We start from the raw sequence: 18,199 nt of genomic DNA on the forward strand, positions 1-18,199 counted from the left end.
CGCGTCGGCGCGCGTCTAGAACAGCTGCCAGTCGTTGGCCCCGTCGGGCTTCTGCGTGCCCACGGAATTCTTGACGACGATCGGGTCGCCGCTGCCGAAGTTGTCGTAGAACCACTTCGCGTTGTCAGGGCTGATGTTGATGCAGCCGTGGCTGACGTTGCGCTTGCCCTGATCGCTCACTGACCACGGCGCACTGTGCACGAAGTTGCCGCTGTTGTCGAAACGCACCGCGAGTTGCACGTGCACCTTGTAGCCCTGCGGCGAGGTGTTGGGCACGCCGTAGGTCGCCGAGTCCATCACGATGTCGGGGAACTTCTCGAGCACGTAGTAGGTGCCGTTCGGGGTGTCGTGACCTGGCATGCCCATCGAGATCGGCATGGTCTTCTCGACCTTGCCGTTGCGGGTGATGGTCATTTGGTGGGTGGCATTGTCAGCCGTCGCCACCAGCTCGTCACCAGTGCGGAAGCTGGACTTGGTGCCCGCCGCGTCGATGTTCACGGTCGCGCGCGCGGGCCAGAACTTCAGCGGCCGCCACCGCACCTGGCTGTCGTTCATCCAGTAGAACCGGCCGGGCACAGGCGGGTTCGACGAGATGTGGATCGCCTGCTCAGCCATCGGGCGGTCGGCGATCGGCACCGCGAAGTTGATGATGATCGGCTTGGCCACGCCGACCATCGCGCCGTTGACGGGGTTGAACGTCGGCGGCCGGAACGGCGGCGTACCGGTGAACGGCGTCGGATTCTGGCCGGCGGGCGTGCCCTCGGGGATCGCGGCGGGTGGCGCGAGCGGGTCAACCGGCGGCGGGGTGGCCGACTCGCCCGGCGGCGGCGCGGGCGCTGCCAGCGGATCGGCCGGCGGCGCTGCCGGCAGCGCGGCTGCGGGCGGATCGGCCGGCGGAGGTCCAGGATCGACGGGGGCGGCGTCCACGGGTTGCGGAGGCGGAGGCAGATTGGGATCCGGCTCGGCCAGCGCCGACGGCGTCGCGACGAGCACCGCGCCAGCCACACCGGCCACGCAAAACACCGAGGTCAAGGTCTTTCTCACGCCCTGCCATGACGCCCAGCGCCCTACGGCTCCGGCTCGTCTACTCATCAACCCTCCAGACCTTCAGGTGCCCCCAGTGTGGCACAGCGGGCGGGGCCGTCCGGATCACTCGCCGGTCCCCCGTCGCTCGACAGCTATCTAGCCCATCCGCGTGAGCTGGGATTTCGTTACACCCGCGAGCTCAGGACCGCACCAGCCTGGCGATCGCCGCCGACGCTTCGGCCAGTTTCGCGTCGGCCTCCTCCCCTCCGGCCGCGACGGCATTGCTGACGCAGTGGCTGAGGTGTTCGTCGAGCAGACCCAGGGCGACGGCCTGCAGCGCGCTGTTGACCGCGCTGATCTGGGTGAGCACGTCGATGCAGTACTTGTCGTCCTCGATCATCTTCGCGATGCCGCGGACCTGACCCTCGATCCGGCGCAGCCGTTTGGCGTAGTCGTCCTTGCGCTCCGAATACCCTTGTGCTGCAGCCATTCACCCTCCCAGCATCTGCTTCATCTGGTCGATCTCGGCCTGCTGCGCGGTGACGATCGACCGAGCCAGATAGATGACGTCCGGGTTCTTTCCGTGCGCGATCTCGTCTTGGGCCATGGCGATCGCGCCGCGGTGGTGGTCGATCATCGACGTCAGCCAGAGCCGGTCGAAGTCGGCACCCCTGGCAGCTTTCAACTTGTCGATCGTGTCCGCCGCGACCATGCCGGGCATCGGCGCGCTGTGGTTGTCGTGGGCGGAGGCGCTGTCACCGGGGGCGTCCCACTGCATCAGCCACGCCCGGAACGCCTGGATTTCCGGTAGCTGGCTGGTGGTGATCCGGTTGGCCAGCTCGATGAGCTGCTGGTTGGAGGTGTTGGTGGGCACCATCTGCGTCATCAGCAGCGCCTGCTCGTGGTGGGCGATCATGTCGCGCGCGAACCTGAGGTCGTTGGCGTTGTGGTCCTGCTCGGCGGCGGCCTGCGAGGTGGTGGAGGTGGCGTGCTGGTTCCCGCCGCAGCCCGTGACGAGGGCGAGCGTCAGCAACCCCAGCCACAGCGCCGTCATCACCCTCATGTTCCCACTCTAACCGGTACCCCCGAGGGGTATGGGCTGCGTCTGGCATGCGCGTCGTCGAAGGCATACTTGAACGCATGCCGGACATCAAGCCTCGCAGCCGCGACGTCACCGACGGGTTGGAGAAGGCCGCCGCCCGCGGCATGCTGCGGGCCGTCGGCATGGACGACGACGACTTCGCCAAACCGCAGATCGGTGTCGCGTCGTCGTGGAACGAGATCACCCCGTGCAACCTGTCGCTGGACCGGCTCGCCAAGGCCGCCAAGGACGGGGTGTTCGCCGCCGGCGGCTACCCGATGGAGTTCGGCACGATCTCGGTGTCCGACGGCATCTCGATGGGCCACGAGGGCATGCACTTCTCGCTGGTGAGCCGTGAGGTGATCGCCGACAGCGTCGAGACCGTGATGCAGGCCGAGCGGCTCGACGGCTCGGTGCTGCTGGCCGGGTGCGACAAGTCCCTGCCCGGCATGCTGATGGCCGCCGCGCGCCTCGACCTGGCGTCGGTGTTCCTCTACGCCGGCTCGATCCTGCCGGGCCGCGCGAAATTGTCCGACGGCACCGAGCGCGACGTCACGATCATCGACGCGTTCGAGGCCGTCGGCGCGTGCGCCCGCGGACTGATGTCGCGCGAAGACGTCGACGCGATCGAGCGGGCCATCTGCCCCGGCGAGGGGGCCTGCGGCGGCATGTTCACCGCGAACACCATGGCCAGCGCGGCCGAGGCGCTGGGGATGTCGCTGCCCGGCAGCGCCGCCCCGCCGGCCACCGACCGGCGCCGCGACGGGTTCGCCCGCCGCAGCGGCCAGGCCGTCGTCGAGCTGCTGCGCCGCGGCATCACCGCCCGCGACATCCTCACCAAAGAGGCGTTCGAGAACGCGATCGCCGTGGTGATGGCGTTCGGCGGATCCACCAACGCCGTGCTGCACCTGCTCGCCATCGCCTTCGAGGCCAACGTGAAGCTGACGCTGGACGACTTCACCCGGATCGGCGCCAAGGTGCCGCATTTGGCCGACGTCAAACCGTTCGGCAAGCACGTGATGTTCGACGTCGACCGCATCGGCGGGGTGCCCGTGGTGATGAAGGCATTGTTGGATGCCGGGCTGCTGCACGGCGATTGCCTGACCGTCACCGGTCAGACTCTGGCGGAGAACCTGCGGCACATCGACCCGCCCGACCCCGACGGCAAGGTGCTGCGCGCCCTCGACAACCCGATCCATCCGACCGGCGGCATCACGATCCTGCACGGCTCGCTCGCTCCGGATGGTGCGGTGGTCAAGTCGGCCGGGTTCGACTCCGACGTGTTCGAAGGCACCGCAAGGGTTTTCGAGCGTGAGCGGGCGGCGCTGGATGCTTTGGAGGACGGCACGATCCAGGCCGGCGACGTCGTGGTGATCCGCTACGAAGGCCCGAAGGGCGGCCCGGGCATGCGCGAGATGCTCGCGATCACCGGTGCCATCAAGGGTGCCGGGCTGGGTAAGGACGTGCTGCTGATCACCGATGGCCGGTTCTCCGGCGGCACCACTGGCCTGTGCGTCGGTCACATCGCCCCCGAGGCCGTCGACGCCGGCCCGATCGCGTTCGTGCGCGACGGCGACAGGATTCGCCTCGACGTGCCCAACGCCACGCTCGACCTGCTCGTCGACCCTGACGAATTCGCTTCTCGCCAGCAGGGCTTCACGCCGCTGCCGCCTCGCTACACCAGCGGGGTGCTGGCCAAGTACGTCAAGCTGGTCGGCTCGGCAGCCCAAGGCGCCGTCTGCACCTAGCCCGCTTGCCTCCCGCTCGCCCCCGCGAGCGGGCGTGTCTGCGCACCGACACGCCGCGAATCAGTGTGCAACTGTGCACCCTCGCGCCGAAGTGAGCGCGTCGCCGTCGCGCCGGCGCGACCACACGTACAGCGCCCACAGCACGATCGGCACCACAATGTCCGCCCACAACGGCACCCCGATGTTGTACGGCTTGGTGTCGTGCTCAGCCACCCAGAAGTAGATGTGCCCGGCCGCGTCGCCGACGTACTGCACCGTCACGACGACAATTGTGGCCAGCCAGAAGTGCCCGCGAAACCAGTAGGCCATCACCCCGACGACACCAATTGCCAAGTCTCCCATCGCGTTTTCCCATTGGAATCCACCGTCGCCGCGGGTGTAGCCGATCAGCTCCGCGGTTCGCGGGCCGTCGAAGATGTGATAACCCGCGCCGACGATCGACGCGATGCCCACGACCCACACCATCCACCACACCATGTGGACGTCGGCAGCCAGCCGGTGCTTGTGCCGTCGACTCGCAACGAGTCCGCCGATCAGCGCAATAACAGCCGCGATGACAGTGCTCACCGCTACAACTCCTTCCTCACGAGAGCCACCAGAAACCCGTCCCAACCCTTGACGCCGACGGTCTGGATGGCCGCCGCGTCCAGCTGCGGATGCTCGGCGATCATCGTGAGCATGTCGACCACACCTTGGGCCTGTCGGTCCTCGGCGGCCGGGGCGAGCACGCGCCCGAACCGAACGACGTTGTCCACCACGATCATCGAGCCGGCAGCACTCAGCTGCACAGCCCACTGCACGTATGCGGAGTTGTTCTCCTTGTCCGCGTCGATGAATACCAGGTCGAACGGCTCGGAACCGGCCAACCGCGGCAGCGTGTCCAGGGCAGCGCCGACTATCACCTCGACTCGGTCGGCGACACCGGCCCGCTCGAGGTTGGTCCGTGCCACGTCGGCATGCCTGGGGTCGTACTCCAAGGTGACGACGCGCCCGGCCGGTCCGACAGCGCGGGCCAGCCAGATTGTGCTGAACCCGCCCAGCGTGCCGATCTCGAGGATGCGCCGTGCCTGCATTGCCGACGCCAGCAGGTACAGCAGCTTGCCGTGCTGCGCCGACACTTCGATCGCCGGCATGCCCGCGGCCGCGGTGGCCGCCCGGGTGGCGTCGAGCACTGGGTCGGCGCCGATCAGCAATCGGTCGAACATCGCGTCCACGTCCGCTGGATCGGGCTCACTCACGGTGCCACGCTAGCCGCGCACGCCTTCTTTCATGTACACGACGCGCAAGACGTGTTCGACCTCCGGCCCCATCACGATGCCGGCGAGCGCACAGAACGCGCCGACGAATGGCGGACCGTGCGCCGGCGTCACGTCGCACAGATGGTGTGCGATCTCATGCAGCACAACGAGTTCCCGTAAGGCCCAGCGGTCGCGGGCAGGCACTGCTATCACCGCGTCGGCACCACGGTGTTCATAGTGCGCGGCGGTCTCACCGCGCCGGGGCCGCACGGACACCACACGTGTATCCGGCCAATGATGTTGCACCGCAGGGTGATTCAGAACAGAGTCGACGTAGCTCTGCACCGACTCCACGGACGCGAACCGCGCTTCGGGCGGAAGCGTCAGCGCGGCGCCGAAGAACTCCACCGACCGTGACCCCCGCTCCTCGGCTCGGTCGAACAGCGTGCGCACGAACTGTTCGGCCGCATAGACCTTGGCCCGCTGGCTGTCTCGAGTCATCGCCTCTGCAGCGGAGTGCGCCCATTGGGCAATTCGCTGCTGCCGCCGAGCCGGGCGCGTCGGCCCGCCTTGTCGCCCGCCCGCCTGGCCGCCGACGAGTAGCCGGCCGACGCCCGGTGAGCCTGCCAGGTACCGCGCGCCTTCGACTCCCGGCCGTAGAAGTCGGTCAGCTCGATCTCTTTGTTGCGCAACGCAAGTGCGGTGCCAGGCCGGGACGAGGCACTGTTTCGCACCTCGCGCGTCGCCTCATCCCGCGCCTGCGCCAGCCGCTGGCCGATGCGGGCGCCGAACGCCAGCTGGAAATTCAGCCTGGCGGTGATGGTGGGCGTCGGCCGGTGTGCACCACTTGCCAGGTACGCCTCGGACGCACGCACCATCTGCATCACCAGGCTGGCGTACAGCGCATGGCTGGCGTCGATGTCCTCGGGGAAGCCGTACGCGTAGACGAACGAGGAGTTGCTGGCAACGTCGACCTTCACGTCGTTTGCGGCGGCGATCACGGCGAACAGCTGAACATAAGTGCGCAGTCCCTTCGTGCCGGCCGCCCCGATGGTGATGGTGCGCTGCACCGGGGCTTGAGCTTTGGTGCGGGTGGCCGCATGCGCGCGCGCGACGGCCAGATCGATGGATGTCGCGGTGGCGAGCCGTTGCGCCGCGGCCATGAACGCCTCGGCTTCGTGCGGATTGTCGGTGCCCTCGGCCTGGCGCAGCAGGGCGGCGATGCGCCCCAGCATCTTGTCGTCGGTCATGGACGCCACGCTAAGCGACCGATCCGACAAAAGCGTTCAGCGCGCTGACCACCTGCGCCGACAGCGGCTGGCCGTTGGCGTAGTCGGTGATGCTGTCGGTGGGGTCGTCCTTGAGCACGTGGTTGACGCCGTGCAGTTCGGCGAAGGTCAGGCGGGTGTGCGCCAACGCGACGGCCAGCGGCCGCATCGCGTCGCATCGGGCCTGCGCGTCGGAGTCGCTGCACGTCAGCAACACGGCGGTGCCGGACGGGACGCGCGCCGCCAGCGCCATCGGGTCGATCGCGTCGGTCGCCAGCACCGCCCTGACGTTGCCGGGGTTGAGGATCGCGCCCAGCCCGTTGGGTAGCTGCGCCGGCACGGTGCCGTCGGCTCGCGCCGACGCGACAGCCGCCGTCCACGCCGCGATCACGTCCTGGCCCTGCTGCGGTGTGGCGCGGCCGGCCTTCACTTGGGCGTCCACGTCCGCCCGCACCCGCACGCTGATCAGGTCGAGGTAGCGGCCGGCCAGCGGTGCAAACAGCCCGAGCGCGTGGATCTTCGGTGCGCCGGAGGCGGTGTCGGAGGTCAGCATCATCGCGTGGACGGCGCCCTCGCCATGCCCGTACACCGCGATCCGGTTCGGGTCGACGTCCCGCTGAGCCGCCAAGAACCGAACCGCGGCCTTGGCGCCGGCGGTGTAAACCGCGCTGTCGACGTCGGCCGGGCGGCCCGCATACGGCCCCAGCCCTGTGCGGCCGCCCACCTTGTCGTATCGCAGACTGGCCACACCCCGATCGGACAGCAGGCTGGCGAGGGTGCGCTGGGTGCCGATCTTTCCGGCGACCGCGTTGTCGCCGTTGCGGTCGGTGTTGCCGCTCTCGGAGATCAGCAGCGCCGCCGGGCCCGACGGCGCGTCAGCGCGGTGCCGGTAGGTGCCGTAGATCGTCAAGCCGTCGGCGACGAAGCTCACCTCGTCGTCCACCCAAACCGGCGCCGGGTGCGTCGACGAGCAGCCGCCCACCCACACCAGCGCCACGATCAGCCAGGAAAGGCCAAGTCTCGCAACCGCTTTCACAAATGCGTTTCGATCCACGCGGTCACGTCGTCGAGCACGCGCTCTTTCTCGGGTTCGTTGAAGACCTCGTGGTACAAGCCGGGGTAGACCTTGAGCACCACCTGCGGCGAGGCAACATGCTCGATCAGCATGCGGCTGCCTTCCACACTGATCAGCCGGTCGTCTTCGCCGTGCACGATCAGCAGCGGAGCCGTCACCTTGGCGGCCAACTGCGGCTGGCGTTCGCCCACCTGCAGCAGCGCGCGGGTGATCCCGGCGGGCAGCCAGCCGTGGTACACCAGCGGGTCGGACTCGTAGGCGGCCACCACCTCGGGGTCGCGTGACACGGCGTCGGCGGGAAGCTTGCGCATCGGCAGCCCCGGGAAGAGCCTGCCCAGCGCCTTGCCGAGGACGGCCAGCGGTTTGGGCGCCTCCAGATGCGCCGCGACCGCCGGTCCCGACAGCACCATCGCGGTGTAGGTGTCCGGGTACTGGGCGCCGTACGCGAACACGATTCCACCGCCCATGCTGTGCCCGACCACCACTCGCGGCAGGCCCGGATAGTCCGACGCCGCAATCGCGACGAGCTTCGCGAAGTCCTCGGTGTAGTGCGACAGGTCTTTGAGCCACGCCCGCTTGCCGCCGGAGCGGCCGTGGCCGCGGTGGTCGAGCGCGTAGGTGACCAGGCCCGCATCGCCGAAACGCTGGGCGACGTGGTCGTAGCGGCGTGCGTGTTCGGCGTATCCGTGGGAGAGCACCACGACGCCGCGTGGACTGGTCTGCGGCGTCCACACGTCGTAGACGATTCGCACCCCGTCGACGCCGTCGAACGACCGCTCGGTTCGGGTGGTGAGCATGGGGCGAGCGTAATGGCGCGCGTAAGCTCGGCGCCGTGAGCGTCCTCGCCCGCGAGTCTGACGACGAGTTCTTGGTCCGTGCGGAGCCACACCGGCGTGAGCTGCTGGCGCACTGCTACCGGATGACCGGATCCCTGCACGACGCGGAGGACCTGGTGCAGGAGACCTACCTGCGGGCGTGGAAGGCGTACTCGGGTTTCCAGGGCAAGTCGTCGCTGCGCACCTGGCTGTACCGGATCGCGACGAACACGTGCCTGACGTCGCTGGAGGGACGGCAGCGACGGCCGCTGCCGAGCGGACTGGGCGGCCCCGACGCCGATCCGGCCGACGAGCTCGTCGAACGCCGCGAGGTGCCCTGGCTGGAGCCGCTGCCCGCCGACCCGTCGGAGGTCGTGGAGAACCGGGAGTCGGTACGGCTGGCGTTCGTCGCCGCGCTGCAGCACCTTTCGCCGCGGCAGCGGGCCGTGCTGGTGCTGCGCGACGTGCTGCAGTGGAAAGCCGCCGAGGTGGCCGAGGCGATCGGAACGTCGACGGCGGCGGTGAACAGTCTGCTGCAGCGGGCACGGGCTCAGCTCGATGCCGTCGGCCCCGACGATGCGCTGGCTGCCCCCGATTCCCCTGAGGCACAGGACCAGCTGGCGCGTTACATCGCGGCGTTCGAGAAGTACGACATCGACGCGTTGGTGGAAATGTTCACCGCCGAAGCAGTTTGGGAGATGCCGCCGTTCGTCAACTGGTACCGCGGACCGCAGGCCATCGGCTCACTCATCCACCTGCAGTGCCCCGCCGAGCAACCCGGCGACATGCGGCTGATTCCTGTCACCGCCAACGGACAGCCGGCCGCCGCAATGTACATGCGCGAGGGCGACAAGCATGTGCCGTTTCAGCTGCATGTCGTGGACTTCACGGCCGACGGGGTGGCACATGTGGTGGCGTTCCTCGACACCACGCTGTTCGCGAAGTTCGGCTTGCCCGACTCCCTGTAGCGACGACGAGGCCGGCGACGACGGAGTCGTTCTACCCTGGGCAGCGTGAGCCCAGACGTGCGCCGCGCTGCCGACCGTGCCGTCACCACGACCGACTGGCTGACCTCACGACACTCGTTCTCGTTCGGCGATTACTACGATCCCGCCAACACCCATCACGGCCTGCTGCTGGTCAACAACGACGACATCGTCAAACCCGGCGCAGGGTTCGACACCCACCCGCACCGCGACATGGAGATCGTCACATGGGTGCTCAGCGGGTCGCTGGCCCACCGCGACTCCGCGGGAAACGCGGGCGTGATCCGGCCCGGTCTCGCGCAGCGCATGTCGGCCGGCACCGGGATTCTGCACTCCGAGAAGAACGGATCGGCAACGGAGCCCGTGCACTTCGTGCAGATGTGGGTGGTGCCCGACGAGGCCGGCATCGAGCCCGGATACCAACAACACGAAGTGGACATCACCGGAAGCTTGGTGCCCATCGCCTCCGGCAAGAACGCCGACGCTGCGGTCGCCATCCACAATCGCCACGCCACCCTGCACGGTGCGCGGCTGAAGCCCGGCGACGCCGTCACGCTGCCGCAGGCGCCCTACCTGCACCTTTTCGTGGCCCGAGGTGCCGTGACGCTGGAAGCAACCGGCGCGCTGGAGGAAGGCGACGCCGTGCGACTCACCGCGTCGGGCGGCCAGCGGATCACCGCGACCGCACCGGCGGAGATTCTGGTCTGGGAGATGCATGCGGGCCTGGCGGCGTAGCGCGGTAGCCATCGCGCTCACCGCAATCGCGGCCGGATGTTCGACGGCGCCGACGCCGCCCGCGGCGCCGGGGCAGAACCCCGCGGGTTTGGTCCGGGTGACGGTGCAGGTTCCACCGCAACTGGCGCAAGCTCCGTTCGATGTCGCCCGCCAAGCGCTCGTACCGCCCGGCTGGACGATGGCGTTGTGGGCCCGGGTCCCCAAGGCGCGGCTGGCCGCGTGGGCTCCGGACGGCGCGCTGCTGGTTTCGGTGCCGGCCGACCGCAAGGTGCTCACGTTGACACCGGGACACCAAGAGGTGTTACTCGACGACTTGTCCGGACCGCACGGGCTCGCGTTTCGCGGGTCGACGCTGTATGTCGCGGAGAGCAACCAGATCGATGCCTACACCTATGCCGACGGCAGGGCCGCTGGTCGACGCGTGGTCGCCGCCGGACTGCCCGACATCAGCAGCCCCGAGCTGCACGGCGCCTACGAGCACACGCTGAAAAGCGTTGCGGTGGGCCCAGACGGCGCCGTGTACTTCTCGATCGGCTCCACCGGCAACGTCTCGGTCGAGGACCGCTCGGCGACCCCGGAGCGGGCGACGATCAACCGGATCCCGCCGCAGGGCGGTCCTTTCGAGGTGTTCTCGCGTGGAGTGCGCAACGGCACGGGGCTGGCGATCGCGCCGGACGGCTCGGTGTGGACGGCGGTGAACAACCGTGACAATGTCGCCGACCCGCGCCCCGGACCGTCGTACGCAAAGGTGATCCAGGACTACGTCGACGACCATCCACCGGAGTCGTTCGCGCGCCTGCGCGCCGGTCGCGACCTGGGTTGGCCGTTCTGCAACCCGGACGGCGAGGGCGGCCCGGTGCCGCTGATACGCGATGTCCAGACCAATCCCGATGGCCGGCAACTGGATTGCGCGCGGCTGCCTGCGATCGAGCAGACGCTCGGCGCGCACGCGGCGCCGCTGGGATTGTCCTTCGTCGACGGGGGCTTGCCGGCGCCGTACTCGTCCGGCGCGCTGGTCGGCGTGCACGGATCGTGGAATCGGCAGTCGCCACGTGCCCCGGAGGTGTCATTCTTTGCGTGGCAGAACGGCACTTTGGGCCGCCAGCAGACTCTGGTCGGCGGATTTCAGGCGCCGGACGGCTCGCGTTGGGGCCGTCCGGTCGCCGCGGTGGTGGGACCCGACGGCGCGGTGTACATCACCGACGACGACGCTGGCGCGGTGTACCGTGTCGCGCCGCCGGGTCGCTGACTGACTACGCGCGCGGCGTTCGAGCGCCGCGACCGGTGACCCCGACGTAGATCGCGATCAGCACGATGGCCGCGATGATCCCGACGAAGAATGGAATCCACTCGAAGCCCGCATTGCTGTTGGAGTACCCGACGGCATGGGTGACCCACGAGCCGATCAGCCCGCCGACGATGCCGAGCACGATCGTCATCAGCACGCCGATGTTCTGCTTACCCGGCATGATCAGCCGCGCCAGTGCACCGATGATGATTCCCACGATGATGGCACCGATTATCGATCCGAACACTGTTGCTCCTTTGCCCGGGCGTCGGGTTGACGCCGACGTCAACGTGTTCCCTTCGCAGCGCCACTTCTAACCCCACGGGCACGCGATCGCGCCACCGGGACCAGACCGTGACGGTTTCGTTACTGAAGTGGCGACTGTTGCTGTTGGGATGGACGCGTGCCGATGTCCACAGCAATCCCGCTGCGCCTGGCGGCCGCCTTCGCCGCGACGACGCTGTTCACGATGCTGTCTGTGACGCCCATTGCGCGCGCTGACGAAGCCCGCTCGGTACTGCTGGCCGCGATCGCCAACACCAAAGGGTCGTATCTGGTCTACAACTTCGGCGGGGATTTCGCGGCCCCGTTCCGCAGCGCCGGCGGTTCGGAGTACACGCTCAGCAACGGCGGGCATCTGATGATCGTCAAGAACGCCTCGACACGCCTGAACCCGCGGCTTCTCGTGGACACCCACCAGGGTTTCCAGGCCCGCTGTGAACGCGACCCCCGGGCGCGCACCAACGAAGGACTGTGGCAGGCGTCGGAAACCTATCCGCCGCTGCAGGCGTGGCAAGTGCTGGGCCGGCCGGTCATCGCCGTCAACGCCAACTTCTTCGACGTGCGCGGCCAGAAAGGCGGGTCGTGGAAGCAGACGAACTGCAGCTCGCCGCTGGGCGCGTACGTCGACAACACCAGCGGGCTCGGCCGCGCGAACGCCGCGGTCACCGGCACCGTCGCGTACGCAGGTAAGCAGGCGCTGTCCGGCGGCGACGAGGTCTGGACGGCGCTGGCCACCATGATCCTTCCGGTGGGCGGCGCCCCGTACGTCGTGATGCCGAAGAACGACCAGGACTACGACGCCGCCTCCCCGGAGATTCAGCGCCTGCTGGACGCAGGCACACGGTTCGTCGCGGTGAGCGGCATCGGCCTACTGGCCCCCGGCGCCACGGGACAGCTGGGCGACAGCGGTCCGAGCGCAGCGCGAACAGCGCTGGGCTACAACCGAACTCGCGACGAACTCTACGTGTTCCAGGGCGGCAGCTACACGCCCGACAACATGCAGGATCTGTTCCGCGGTCTGGGCGCCGACAGCGCACTGCTACTCGACGGCGGTGGATCGTCGGCGATCGTGCTGCGCCGCGACACCGGCGGCATGTGGTCAGGGGCCGGATCACCCAGAGGAAACTGCGATACTCAGCAGGTGCTCTGCGACTCTCACGAGCGCGCGCTGCCGAGCTGGCTGGCGTTCAACCTCTGAGCGCGTCTTTCGCCGCCGCTTCCGCCTGCGCGCGATAGCCGCCACCGAACAGCACGACGTGCGCCAGAAGCGGATACAGCTGATGCAGTCCGACGCGCTCACGCCATCCCGCAGCCAGTGGCCGCACGGACTGATACCCGTCCAGAACGGCGTCGAGATGCGGGCATCCGAACAGCGCGAGCATGGCCAAATCGGTTTCGCGATGGCCGCCGTGTGCCGCGGGATCGATCAGAACAGCGCCGCCGGACGTCCACATCACGTTGCCGCTCCACAGATCGCCGTGCAGCCGTGCCGGGCGGCTGTCGTCGTCGAATTCGCCTGCACCGCAGCGCTTTACGACCTCGGCGACCGCTGCACGGCCAGTGCCCGACAATCGCGGCGCCGCCACCTCCGCCATCGGCGTCAGCCGTTCGTGCGCATAAAAGACTCCCCAGCTGTCGTGCGGTGTCAACGACATCGGCAGCGGGTGTGTCAGCGGCCCGAAGAAGCCCGGCCCGCTCCAGCCGTCAGGCGGGGCGCCGAACGCGGGGGCACCGGCGTCGTGGGTGACCGCAAGCCGGGCGCCGAATTCGCGGGCCGCCGCGCGGGTGGGTGGCGTCGTGTCGAGTCGGCGCAGCGTCAGGCTGGTGTCGTCGTAATCGAGCACCTGCGCGCACGGCACCCCACCGTCGACGGCTGCGAGCCAGCGCAGCCCGGCGGCTTCACACGCGATAAACCCCTGCGGCGCAGCGGGATTGCGTTTGACGAACTCGCCGCTCACCCCCGGCTCAGGGCGCCAGGCGGGTCAGGTCTTTCGAGGTGATCCACGGCATCTTGGTGATCACCCAGTCAGATCCTTCGCGCTGCATGCTCAGTCGGTACGAAACCAAGAAGAGCTTCGGCACATCCTTGGTGCTGGCACTGGTGTAGCTGATGTTGGCGTACACCATTGCGGTGGCATCGCTGCCGTCCACGGACTCCACTGCCGTGCCGACGACTTCGGCGCTGCGCTTGACCTGGTTCTGCTTGTTGGTGGCGGCCAATGCGTCGATCTGCTTGGCGTACGCGTCTTTCAGCTCGCCGCCGAGGTATTTCGACGACCGCGCCGGCAGCTGATCCATGTCGTCGGGGGTGTACGTGAACAGGGTCGTGATCGCATCGGTGGCGGTGCGCGCGATCGTCATCTTGGTCGCGGCCGCCGCACGGTCGGCGAGGTAGGGCTGCAGCATCGAGCCGGCGAACGCTCCGGCGATCACGAACAACACGGCGGCCACGGCTACGGCGATCGTGATCCGCCGGCCGGCGGGCTTGCGCTCGACGAACTCGACGGGCTCGTCGTCGCCTTCTCCTTCGCCCGCGGCCTTGGCCTCAGCCTCGGCCTCAGCCGGCGGTTCAGCATCCGATGCGACCCTGCGTCGGCGAAACCATCTGCGGCCCGTGGCTTCTGGTGAAATCTGCGGATACGCGTCGGATGCCGGCTCCTCGACCGCGGTGCTCTCGGGTTGCTGTGCCGACGGTTCGACGTCACTGGTCGGCGAGCCCTCCTCAACGGAGGTCGGCTCGTCCGCCGATGCCCCGGTGGCCGCAGTGGCCGCCGGTGTGACCGTGCGCGCCCGCAAGTATCTGTGCCGGCCGCCGCGCTTGCCCGTCGGCACCCGACGTGCGGTCGGCTCGCCACCGTCGGTCGCCGACTGGTCGCCGGCGTCGGCGTCGGTCAGATCACTTGTGTCAGTTGGCTGATCTTCCACTGCTGCCCTTCCTTGACGGCCGTGACCACCCACCGGTTGCCGCTTTCGACCGGCTTCCTCGGCTCGCCGGCGGTGGTGTCGATCTTCGTCGCCACCAAAACGCTGACGCTGCCGTCGTCGTGCCACTTCTCGATGCCGGCCTCGATGACCGTGCCCTTGGTCGGTTCGGCCCTGGCAACCTGAATCAGGATTTCGTTCTGCTTGTCCTTGAACTCCTTGGCGAACTGGCCTGTCGCCTCCGCGAGGATGCGGTCCCCGTAGTCGTTCGCGTGGAACGGGTCCAGGCTGGTGTACTCGGTCATGAAGTGCCCCACATAGCCGAGCGCGTCGGCGTCGCGCGCATTGGCCCTCTCGTCGGATACGTGCGACCACAGCATCAGCCCGCCCGCCGTGATCGCGGCCGCCACCACCAGTGATGCCAGCACGCTCAAGCCCGCCAGCCCCAAGACATGGCCGAGCCAGTTCCGGCGGCCGCGCGTGACAAGAGGAACAGCGACCGTCTCTACACCCGGCTCGATCCTGCGCCGCGGACTCATCGCGGACCTCTGTTCAGTGCCGGCTGCGGCAACACGGTCAGCTCCGAGACCCGCCAGGTGCCGTCGCGCGATTTCTCGAACGCCACCTTCGCGGTGGCGGTGATGAAGCGGACTTCCTGCTGCTGGGCTTGCCGCTGCCCCTGCAGGAACACCAGCATTGTCGCGTGGTCCGGTGTGGTGCCGGGAAGAACAGAACTGGTCACGGCCCAGTATTCGTTGTTCGCGGCCGCGTTCTTCTCGACGACGTGCTGCTGCTTCACCAATTCGTCTCGGTAGCTGTCAGTCACCAGGTTCTGCGCGCGCGCGAAGTCGTCCTTCATGGAGCCGGCGTTGTAGGTCAGGATCTGCTCGACGATGTGCGGGCCCTGATCGGCAATCTGACTTCGAGCCGTGTCCACGGCCTTGTCGTGCCGGTACACCGTGAGATACGTCAGCCCGGCGCCGGCCGCGGCGAGCAGCGCTCCGACGGTCAGCACGGCCCCGACGGCGCGGCGCACCCTGGGCTGCTCGCCGACGCGACGGACTTCGGTGCGCAGCAACAGGTCTGCGAACGTGCGGTTGCGTGAATCCCACAGCGGCCAGAGCCAGCCGACGAACAGCGCGGCCGTATCCAGGAGATGGGCCACATCGCGCACCACCAGCCGGCCGATTCCAGCAGCGTCACCGTCGCGGCGCACCACCCTGATGCCCAGCAATGCCCGGCCCAGCGTCCAGCCGGTGACGGCCGGCACCACCAGACGGTTCAGCAGCATCGCCACCAGAACCAATCCGCCGACGACGATCGACCCCCACCACGCCCAGCTGTACATCTGTGCCGTCGTCACCGCCAAGGCCACCGCGGCGACGACGCCCAACGGAAACAGCACGTCGAGCGCGAAAGCGCCCGCGCGCGACCACCACGACGCGACGGACGGGCTTTCGATCTGTTCGGTGACCGACTGCGCGCGCGTCTCCTCGGCGACGAGCACGGTCAAGTCATCACCGGGTCGAGCTTGGCGATTTTGTAACGGCCGTCCTCCGGAGCCATCTGCGCACGCAGCCGCATCCCGGTTTCCTGGTTCTGCGCGTCGGGGTTGGACGGCACCTTGAACCGGAACGCCACCAGCACGTCGATGGTGCCGTCGTCGTTGTGCCGTTCGACCGCCGCCCGCATGTTGGTCACCTCGACCTTGACGTTGGCCGCCTGATACGCCTCGACCATCATCGGGGCCATCATCTTGGCGTACGCGCCGAAGTCCCCGGTGGAGCAGTCGATGATTTTCTGCACGCTGGCGGCCATCGTCGCGGGGTCCGGCGCGTTGGTCGCCGACACGCAGTCCTTGGCGGCGTTCACCGCCTCCTGCTCGGCTCGCGCCGACGCCTCGGCGTTGTCATGCGAGCGCAACGCCAGGTAGCCGCCCGTCGCCACGCAGGCCGCCAAGACGATCAGGGTTGCGAACATTGCGACGAACCAGCCGCGGGTGAGCCGAGACGGTCGATCATCGGACGGGTCCAGCGCTTCGGGAGATTCGGGAGCCGAATCGGCCGCTGCCTCGGTGACGTGCTCTTCGGTCTCGTCGGCCTCGATGTTTGTCGGGTTCAGCTGGCTGGTGCCAGCATCTCCTTCCATCCGTCGTCTCCTGTGTTCGTCGAATCCTTCACGCTGTAGCGCGAGCCGTCGGGCGCTACCACCTCGCCGTTCTGCGGGTTGTAGATCGCTGTGGGCACCTGCGCGGGCGTGTAGGTGCACGGGTTGGGCTGTTGGCCGCTGCAGGTCACCGTACCCTGCCCTGGGCGCGACGGTGCGTCGCTGACCGGCGGAATGGGTGGTGGCAGCAAGTTGGCCGGCAGCGGGTTCATGCCGTTGTTGATGCTCGGTGCCGGGATCACCCGTCCCGGATCCACCGGCTGGTCGCAACGGGCGGCCGGCGCCGGGCAGGTCAGGATCTGGTTCGGGTCGCCGTACCACGGGTTGGTGCCCATCGGCACATACGGCTCGTTGCTGTGGCACTCCTGCGGCGTCGCGGCCCGCTTGCCCGGCACGTCGGCGCACGGATAGTTGCGCGCACCGCGAACGACGTTACCTTGGAAGTCCTTCGGGATCTTGCAATAGGTGCCCGACGGCAACGGCGCTGGCGAGGTGTCGGCAGGCGCGCGCCACTGCGACGGCGGCAAAAAGCCGGTCAGGCACGGCGGCGGACTGTTGAGGGCAGCACCGAAACCCGGCGGCACAGCCTGCAGGGTCAACGCAGAGGCACCGATTCCGACGAACAGGGGACCGAGCGCGAAATTGATGATGCCGTAACCCGGAAAGATGGAGCCGGCCTCTAGCTGTGCTGCGCCTTGCGGGAAGATGACGAGAGACTGTTCGACGCCCTTGTGGTAGCGCTTGAGCATGTCGATGACGATCTCGAGGTTGGCCAGCGTCTGCGGCAGTGAATCGCGCACATCGGAGAACACCGCGTTGAGCTGATCGGCGGTGGGAGCAGCCTGCTGCAAACCGCTGCGCAGCGCCGCGTCCTGCTCAGCGGCCTGGGTGCCGATCGAGTTGAGGTTGGCCGCCCACGTCGAGATGTTGTCGCGCGAGTTCACCTGCGAATCCAGAATCGGCGACGAGTTGGCGACGATGTCGTTGACCGGAGTCAAGTTGTCACGGAAATCGCTGGCGATGTTCGTCGTCGAATCCACCAGCCTCTGCAGCGCCGGCCCCAGGCCGCCAACCGCTTGTGACGTCTCGTTGAGCAGCGTCGCGATCTTGTCCTTGGGCAACGCGTTGAGTCCACGGTTGGTCGCGTCCAGGGCCGGGCCCACGTCCGACGGCACGGTGCTGCGGGTGATGGTCTGCCCGTCGTGCAGGTATTGCTTGACGTTGCCGGTGGACACCAGGTCCAGGTACTGCTCACCGACCGCCGACACCGAGTGCACGTTGGCCGACGCGTCCGCCGGAATCTTGTACCGGTCGTCGATGCTCAACGTGGCGCGCGCCCCGCGCTCGGTGGGCTCCACTGCGGTCACCTTGCCGATGGTGATGCCCCGGTAGGTGACGTTGGCGGTCTCGTACAGGCCGCCGGACCGCGGCAGATCGGCGTGCAGTGTGTACTGGCCGATCCCGATCAACCGCGGGATCCGCAGGTAGTACCAGCCGAGCACCACCAAGGCGATGACGGTCAGCACCGTGAACAGAATCAGCTGGATGCGGATTAACCGAGTGATCATC

Annotated in this window: 20 protein-coding genes and 1 pseudogene; 5 read left to right on the forward strand and 16 right to left on the reverse strand. The window is 68.2% G+C overall.

What is annotated here, in order from left to right:
- Window positions 1-15: 15 nt before the first annotated feature.
- The 3 genes from AC5Y4C_RS15305 to AC5Y4C_RS15315 form a co-directional block, all read right to left on the reverse strand.
- Window positions 16-1,092 (reverse strand): L,D-transpeptidase, encoded by a 1,077-nt coding sequence (locus AC5Y4C_RS15305; RefSeq protein WP_499961816.1) that lies wholly within the window; start codon window positions 1,090-1,092, stop codon window positions 16-18.
- A 133-nt stretch (window positions 1,093-1,225) separates the two neighbouring features.
- Entirely contained in the window at window positions 1,226-1,516 is a 291-nt protein-coding gene (gene ricR, locus AC5Y4C_RS15310) for a copper-sensing transcriptional repressor RicR (protein ID WP_499904894.1), read from the reverse strand.
- A complete protein-coding gene (locus tag AC5Y4C_RS15315; protein ID WP_499904890.1) occupies window positions 1,517-2,089 on the reverse strand; it encodes a DUF305 domain-containing protein in 573 nt (190 codons plus the stop codon).
- A 47-nt stretch (window positions 2,090-2,136) separates the two neighbouring features.
- On the opposite strand from AC5Y4C_RS15315, the gene ilvD reads away from it, so the two are divergent.
- Entirely contained in the window at window positions 2,137-3,855 is a 1,719-nt protein-coding gene (ilvD, locus tag AC5Y4C_RS15320; protein ID WP_499904888.1) for a dihydroxy-acid dehydratase, read from the forward strand.
- Between the two features lie 60 nt (window positions 3,856-3,915).
- Here the strand turns inward: ilvD and AC5Y4C_RS15325 are convergent, their stop codons facing one another.
- From AC5Y4C_RS15325 to AC5Y4C_RS15350, 6 genes are read right to left on the reverse strand one after another with little or no spacing between them, the layout of a single operon-like run.
- Entirely contained in the window at window positions 3,916-4,422 is a 507-nt protein-coding gene (locus tag AC5Y4C_RS15325) for a DUF6790 family protein (protein WP_499904886.1), read from the reverse strand.
- A 2-nt stretch (window positions 4,423-4,424) separates the two neighbouring features.
- Entirely contained in the window at window positions 4,425-5,060 is a 636-nt protein-coding gene (locus tag AC5Y4C_RS15330; protein ID WP_499962048.1) for an O-methyltransferase, read from the reverse strand.
- A 42-nt stretch (window positions 5,061-5,102) separates the two neighbouring features.
- Window positions 5,103-5,594: a TIGR04338 family metallohydrolase gene (locus AC5Y4C_RS15335; RefSeq protein ID WP_499961815.1), complete on the reverse strand. Its 492-nt coding sequence runs from the start codon at window positions 5,592-5,594 to the stop codon at window positions 5,103-5,105.
- A complete protein-coding gene (locus tag AC5Y4C_RS15340) occupies window positions 5,591-6,343 on the reverse strand; it encodes a DUF2786 domain-containing protein (RefSeq protein WP_499961814.1) in 753 nt (250 codons plus the stop codon). Before AC5Y4C_RS15340 ends, AC5Y4C_RS15335 begins: the two co-directional genes overlap by 4 nt.
- A 10-nt stretch (window positions 6,344-6,353) precedes the next feature.
- Window positions 6,354-7,397: an alpha/beta hydrolase family protein gene (locus AC5Y4C_RS15345; RefSeq protein ID WP_499961812.1), complete on the reverse strand. Its 1,044-nt coding sequence runs from the start codon at window positions 7,395-7,397 to the stop codon at window positions 6,354-6,356.
- Complete coding sequence (locus AC5Y4C_RS15350; protein ID WP_499961810.1) at window positions 7,394-8,233, reverse strand: alpha/beta hydrolase; 840 nt, start codon at window positions 8,231-8,233, stop codon at window positions 7,394-7,396. The genes AC5Y4C_RS15345 and AC5Y4C_RS15350 overlap by 4 nt, the downstream gene beginning before the upstream one ends.
- On the opposite strand from AC5Y4C_RS15350, the pseudogene AC5Y4C_RS15355 reads away from it, so the two are divergent.
- The 3 genes and pseudogenes from AC5Y4C_RS15355 (at window position 8,181) to AC5Y4C_RS15365 (ending at window position 11,221) form a co-directional block, all read left to right on the forward strand.
- Window positions 8,181-9,219, forward strand: a pseudogene (locus tag AC5Y4C_RS15355) (sigma-70 family RNA polymerase sigma factor). The gene AC5Y4C_RS15350 and the pseudogene AC5Y4C_RS15355 sit on opposite strands and share 53 nt — an antisense overlap.
- A 45-nt stretch (window positions 9,220-9,264) precedes the next feature.
- On the forward strand, window positions 9,265-9,972 hold the full coding sequence (locus AC5Y4C_RS15360) for a pirin family protein (RefSeq protein ID WP_499961808.1): 708 nt from the start codon (window positions 9,265-9,267) through the stop codon (window positions 9,970-9,972).
- Window positions 9,953-11,221 carry a PQQ-dependent sugar dehydrogenase gene (locus AC5Y4C_RS15365; protein ID WP_499961806.1) on the forward strand — a complete coding sequence of 423 codons (1,269 nt, stop codon included), beginning with the start codon at window positions 9,953-9,955 and terminating at the stop codon, window positions 11,219-11,221. The genes AC5Y4C_RS15360 and AC5Y4C_RS15365 overlap by 20 nt, the downstream gene beginning before the upstream one ends.
- Before the next feature lie 4 nt (window positions 11,222-11,225).
- Here AC5Y4C_RS15365 and AC5Y4C_RS15370 read toward each other — a convergent pair whose 3' ends face one another.
- Complete coding sequence (locus tag AC5Y4C_RS15370) at window positions 11,226-11,507, reverse strand: GlsB/YeaQ/YmgE family stress response membrane protein (RefSeq protein ID WP_499904868.1); 282 nt, start codon at window positions 11,505-11,507, stop codon at window positions 11,226-11,228.
- Window positions 11,508-11,669: 162 nt separating this feature from the next.
- Here AC5Y4C_RS15370 and AC5Y4C_RS15375 point away from each other — a divergent pair, with 162 nt between their 5' ends.
- On the forward strand, window positions 11,670-12,740 hold the full coding sequence (locus AC5Y4C_RS15375; protein WP_499961805.1) for a phosphodiester glycosidase family protein: 1,071 nt from the start codon (window positions 11,670-11,672) through the stop codon (window positions 12,738-12,740).
- On the opposite strand, the gene AC5Y4C_RS15380 is transcribed toward AC5Y4C_RS15375, so the two are convergent.
- From AC5Y4C_RS15380 to AC5Y4C_RS15405, 6 genes are read right to left on the reverse strand one after another with little or no spacing between them, the layout of a single operon-like run.
- Complete coding sequence (locus AC5Y4C_RS15380; RefSeq protein WP_499961803.1) at window positions 12,730-13,500, reverse strand: fructosamine kinase family protein; 771 nt, start codon at window positions 13,498-13,500, stop codon at window positions 12,730-12,732. The two genes, AC5Y4C_RS15375 and AC5Y4C_RS15380, sit on opposite strands and share 11 nt — an antisense overlap.
- Before the next feature lie 7 nt (window positions 13,501-13,507).
- Window positions 13,508-14,467: a mammalian cell entry protein gene (locus AC5Y4C_RS15385; RefSeq protein ID WP_499961801.1), complete on the reverse strand. Its 960-nt coding sequence runs from the start codon at window positions 14,465-14,467 to the stop codon at window positions 13,508-13,510.
- Window positions 14,434-15,003 (reverse strand): Rv1363c family protein, encoded by a 570-nt coding sequence (locus AC5Y4C_RS15390; RefSeq protein ID WP_499961799.1) that lies wholly within the window; start codon window positions 15,001-15,003, stop codon window positions 14,434-14,436. The genes AC5Y4C_RS15385 and AC5Y4C_RS15390 overlap by 34 nt, the downstream gene beginning before the upstream one ends.
- A complete protein-coding gene (locus tag AC5Y4C_RS15395; protein WP_499904856.1) occupies window positions 15,000-15,977 on the reverse strand; it encodes an RDD family protein in 978 nt (325 codons plus the stop codon). Before AC5Y4C_RS15395 ends, AC5Y4C_RS15390 begins: the two co-directional genes overlap by 4 nt.
- Complete coding sequence (locus AC5Y4C_RS15400; RefSeq protein WP_499904852.1) at window positions 15,974-16,612, reverse strand: Rv1363c family protein; 639 nt, start codon at window positions 16,610-16,612, stop codon at window positions 15,974-15,976. Before AC5Y4C_RS15400 ends, AC5Y4C_RS15395 begins: the two co-directional genes overlap by 4 nt.
- Window positions 16,582-18,198, reverse strand: coding sequence for an MCE family protein (locus AC5Y4C_RS15405; protein WP_499961798.1), 1,617 nt, complete (start codon window positions 18,196-18,198; stop codon window positions 16,582-16,584). Before AC5Y4C_RS15405 ends, AC5Y4C_RS15400 begins: the two co-directional genes overlap by 31 nt.
- Window position 18,199 lies beyond the last annotated feature (1 nt).

This window comes from Mycobacterium sp. NGS35 (assembly GCF_059812855.1).

Excerpts from the sequence above, each read along its gene's own strand:
- AC5Y4C_RS15365 (WP_499961806.1), top strand. The coding sequence starts at position 9,953 with ATGCGGGCCTGGCGGCGTAGCGCGGTAGCCATCGCGCTCACCGCAATC.
- AC5Y4C_RS15390 (WP_499961799.1), bottom strand. The coding sequence starts at position 15,003 with ATGAGTCCGCGGCGCAGGATCGAGCCGGGTGTAGAGACGGTCGCTGTT.
- AC5Y4C_RS15305 (WP_499961816.1), bottom strand. The coding sequence starts at position 1,092 with ATGAGTAGACGAGCCGGAGCCGTAGGGCGCTGGGCGTCATGGCAGGGC.
- AC5Y4C_RS15315 (WP_499904890.1), bottom strand. The coding sequence starts at position 2,089 with ATGAGGGTGATGACGGCGCTGTGGCTGGGGTTGCTGACGCTCGCCCTC.
- AC5Y4C_RS15375 (WP_499961805.1), top strand. The coding sequence starts at position 11,670 with ATGTCCACAGCAATCCCGCTGCGCCTGGCGGCCGCCTTCGCCGCGACG.
- AC5Y4C_RS15335 (WP_499961815.1), bottom strand. The coding sequence starts at position 5,594 with ATGACTCGAGACAGCCAGCGGGCCAAGGTCTATGCGGCCGAACAGTTC.
- AC5Y4C_RS15340 (WP_499961814.1), bottom strand. The coding sequence starts at position 6,343 with ATGACCGACGACAAGATGCTGGGGCGCATCGCCGCCCTGCTGCGCCAG.
- AC5Y4C_RS15405 (WP_499961798.1), bottom strand. The coding sequence starts at position 18,198 with ATGATCACTCGGTTAATCCGCATCCAGCTGATTCTGTTCACGGTGCTG.
- ricR (WP_499904894.1), bottom strand. The coding sequence starts at position 1,516 with ATGGCTGCAGCACAAGGGTATTCGGAGCGCAAGGACGACTACGCCAAA.
- AC5Y4C_RS15350 (WP_499961810.1), bottom strand. The coding sequence starts at position 8,233 with ATGCTCACCACCCGAACCGAGCGGTCGTTCGACGGCGTCGACGGGGTG.
- ilvD (WP_499904888.1), top strand. The coding sequence starts at position 2,137 with ATGCGCGTCGTCGAAGGCATACTTGAACGCATGCCGGACATCAAGCCT.
- AC5Y4C_RS15400 (WP_499904852.1), bottom strand. The coding sequence starts at position 16,612 with ATGGAAGGAGATGCTGGCACCAGCCAGCTGAACCCGACAAACATCGAG.
- AC5Y4C_RS15330 (WP_499962048.1), bottom strand. The coding sequence starts at position 5,060 with ATGTTCGACCGATTGCTGATCGGCGCCGACCCAGTGCTCGACGCCACC.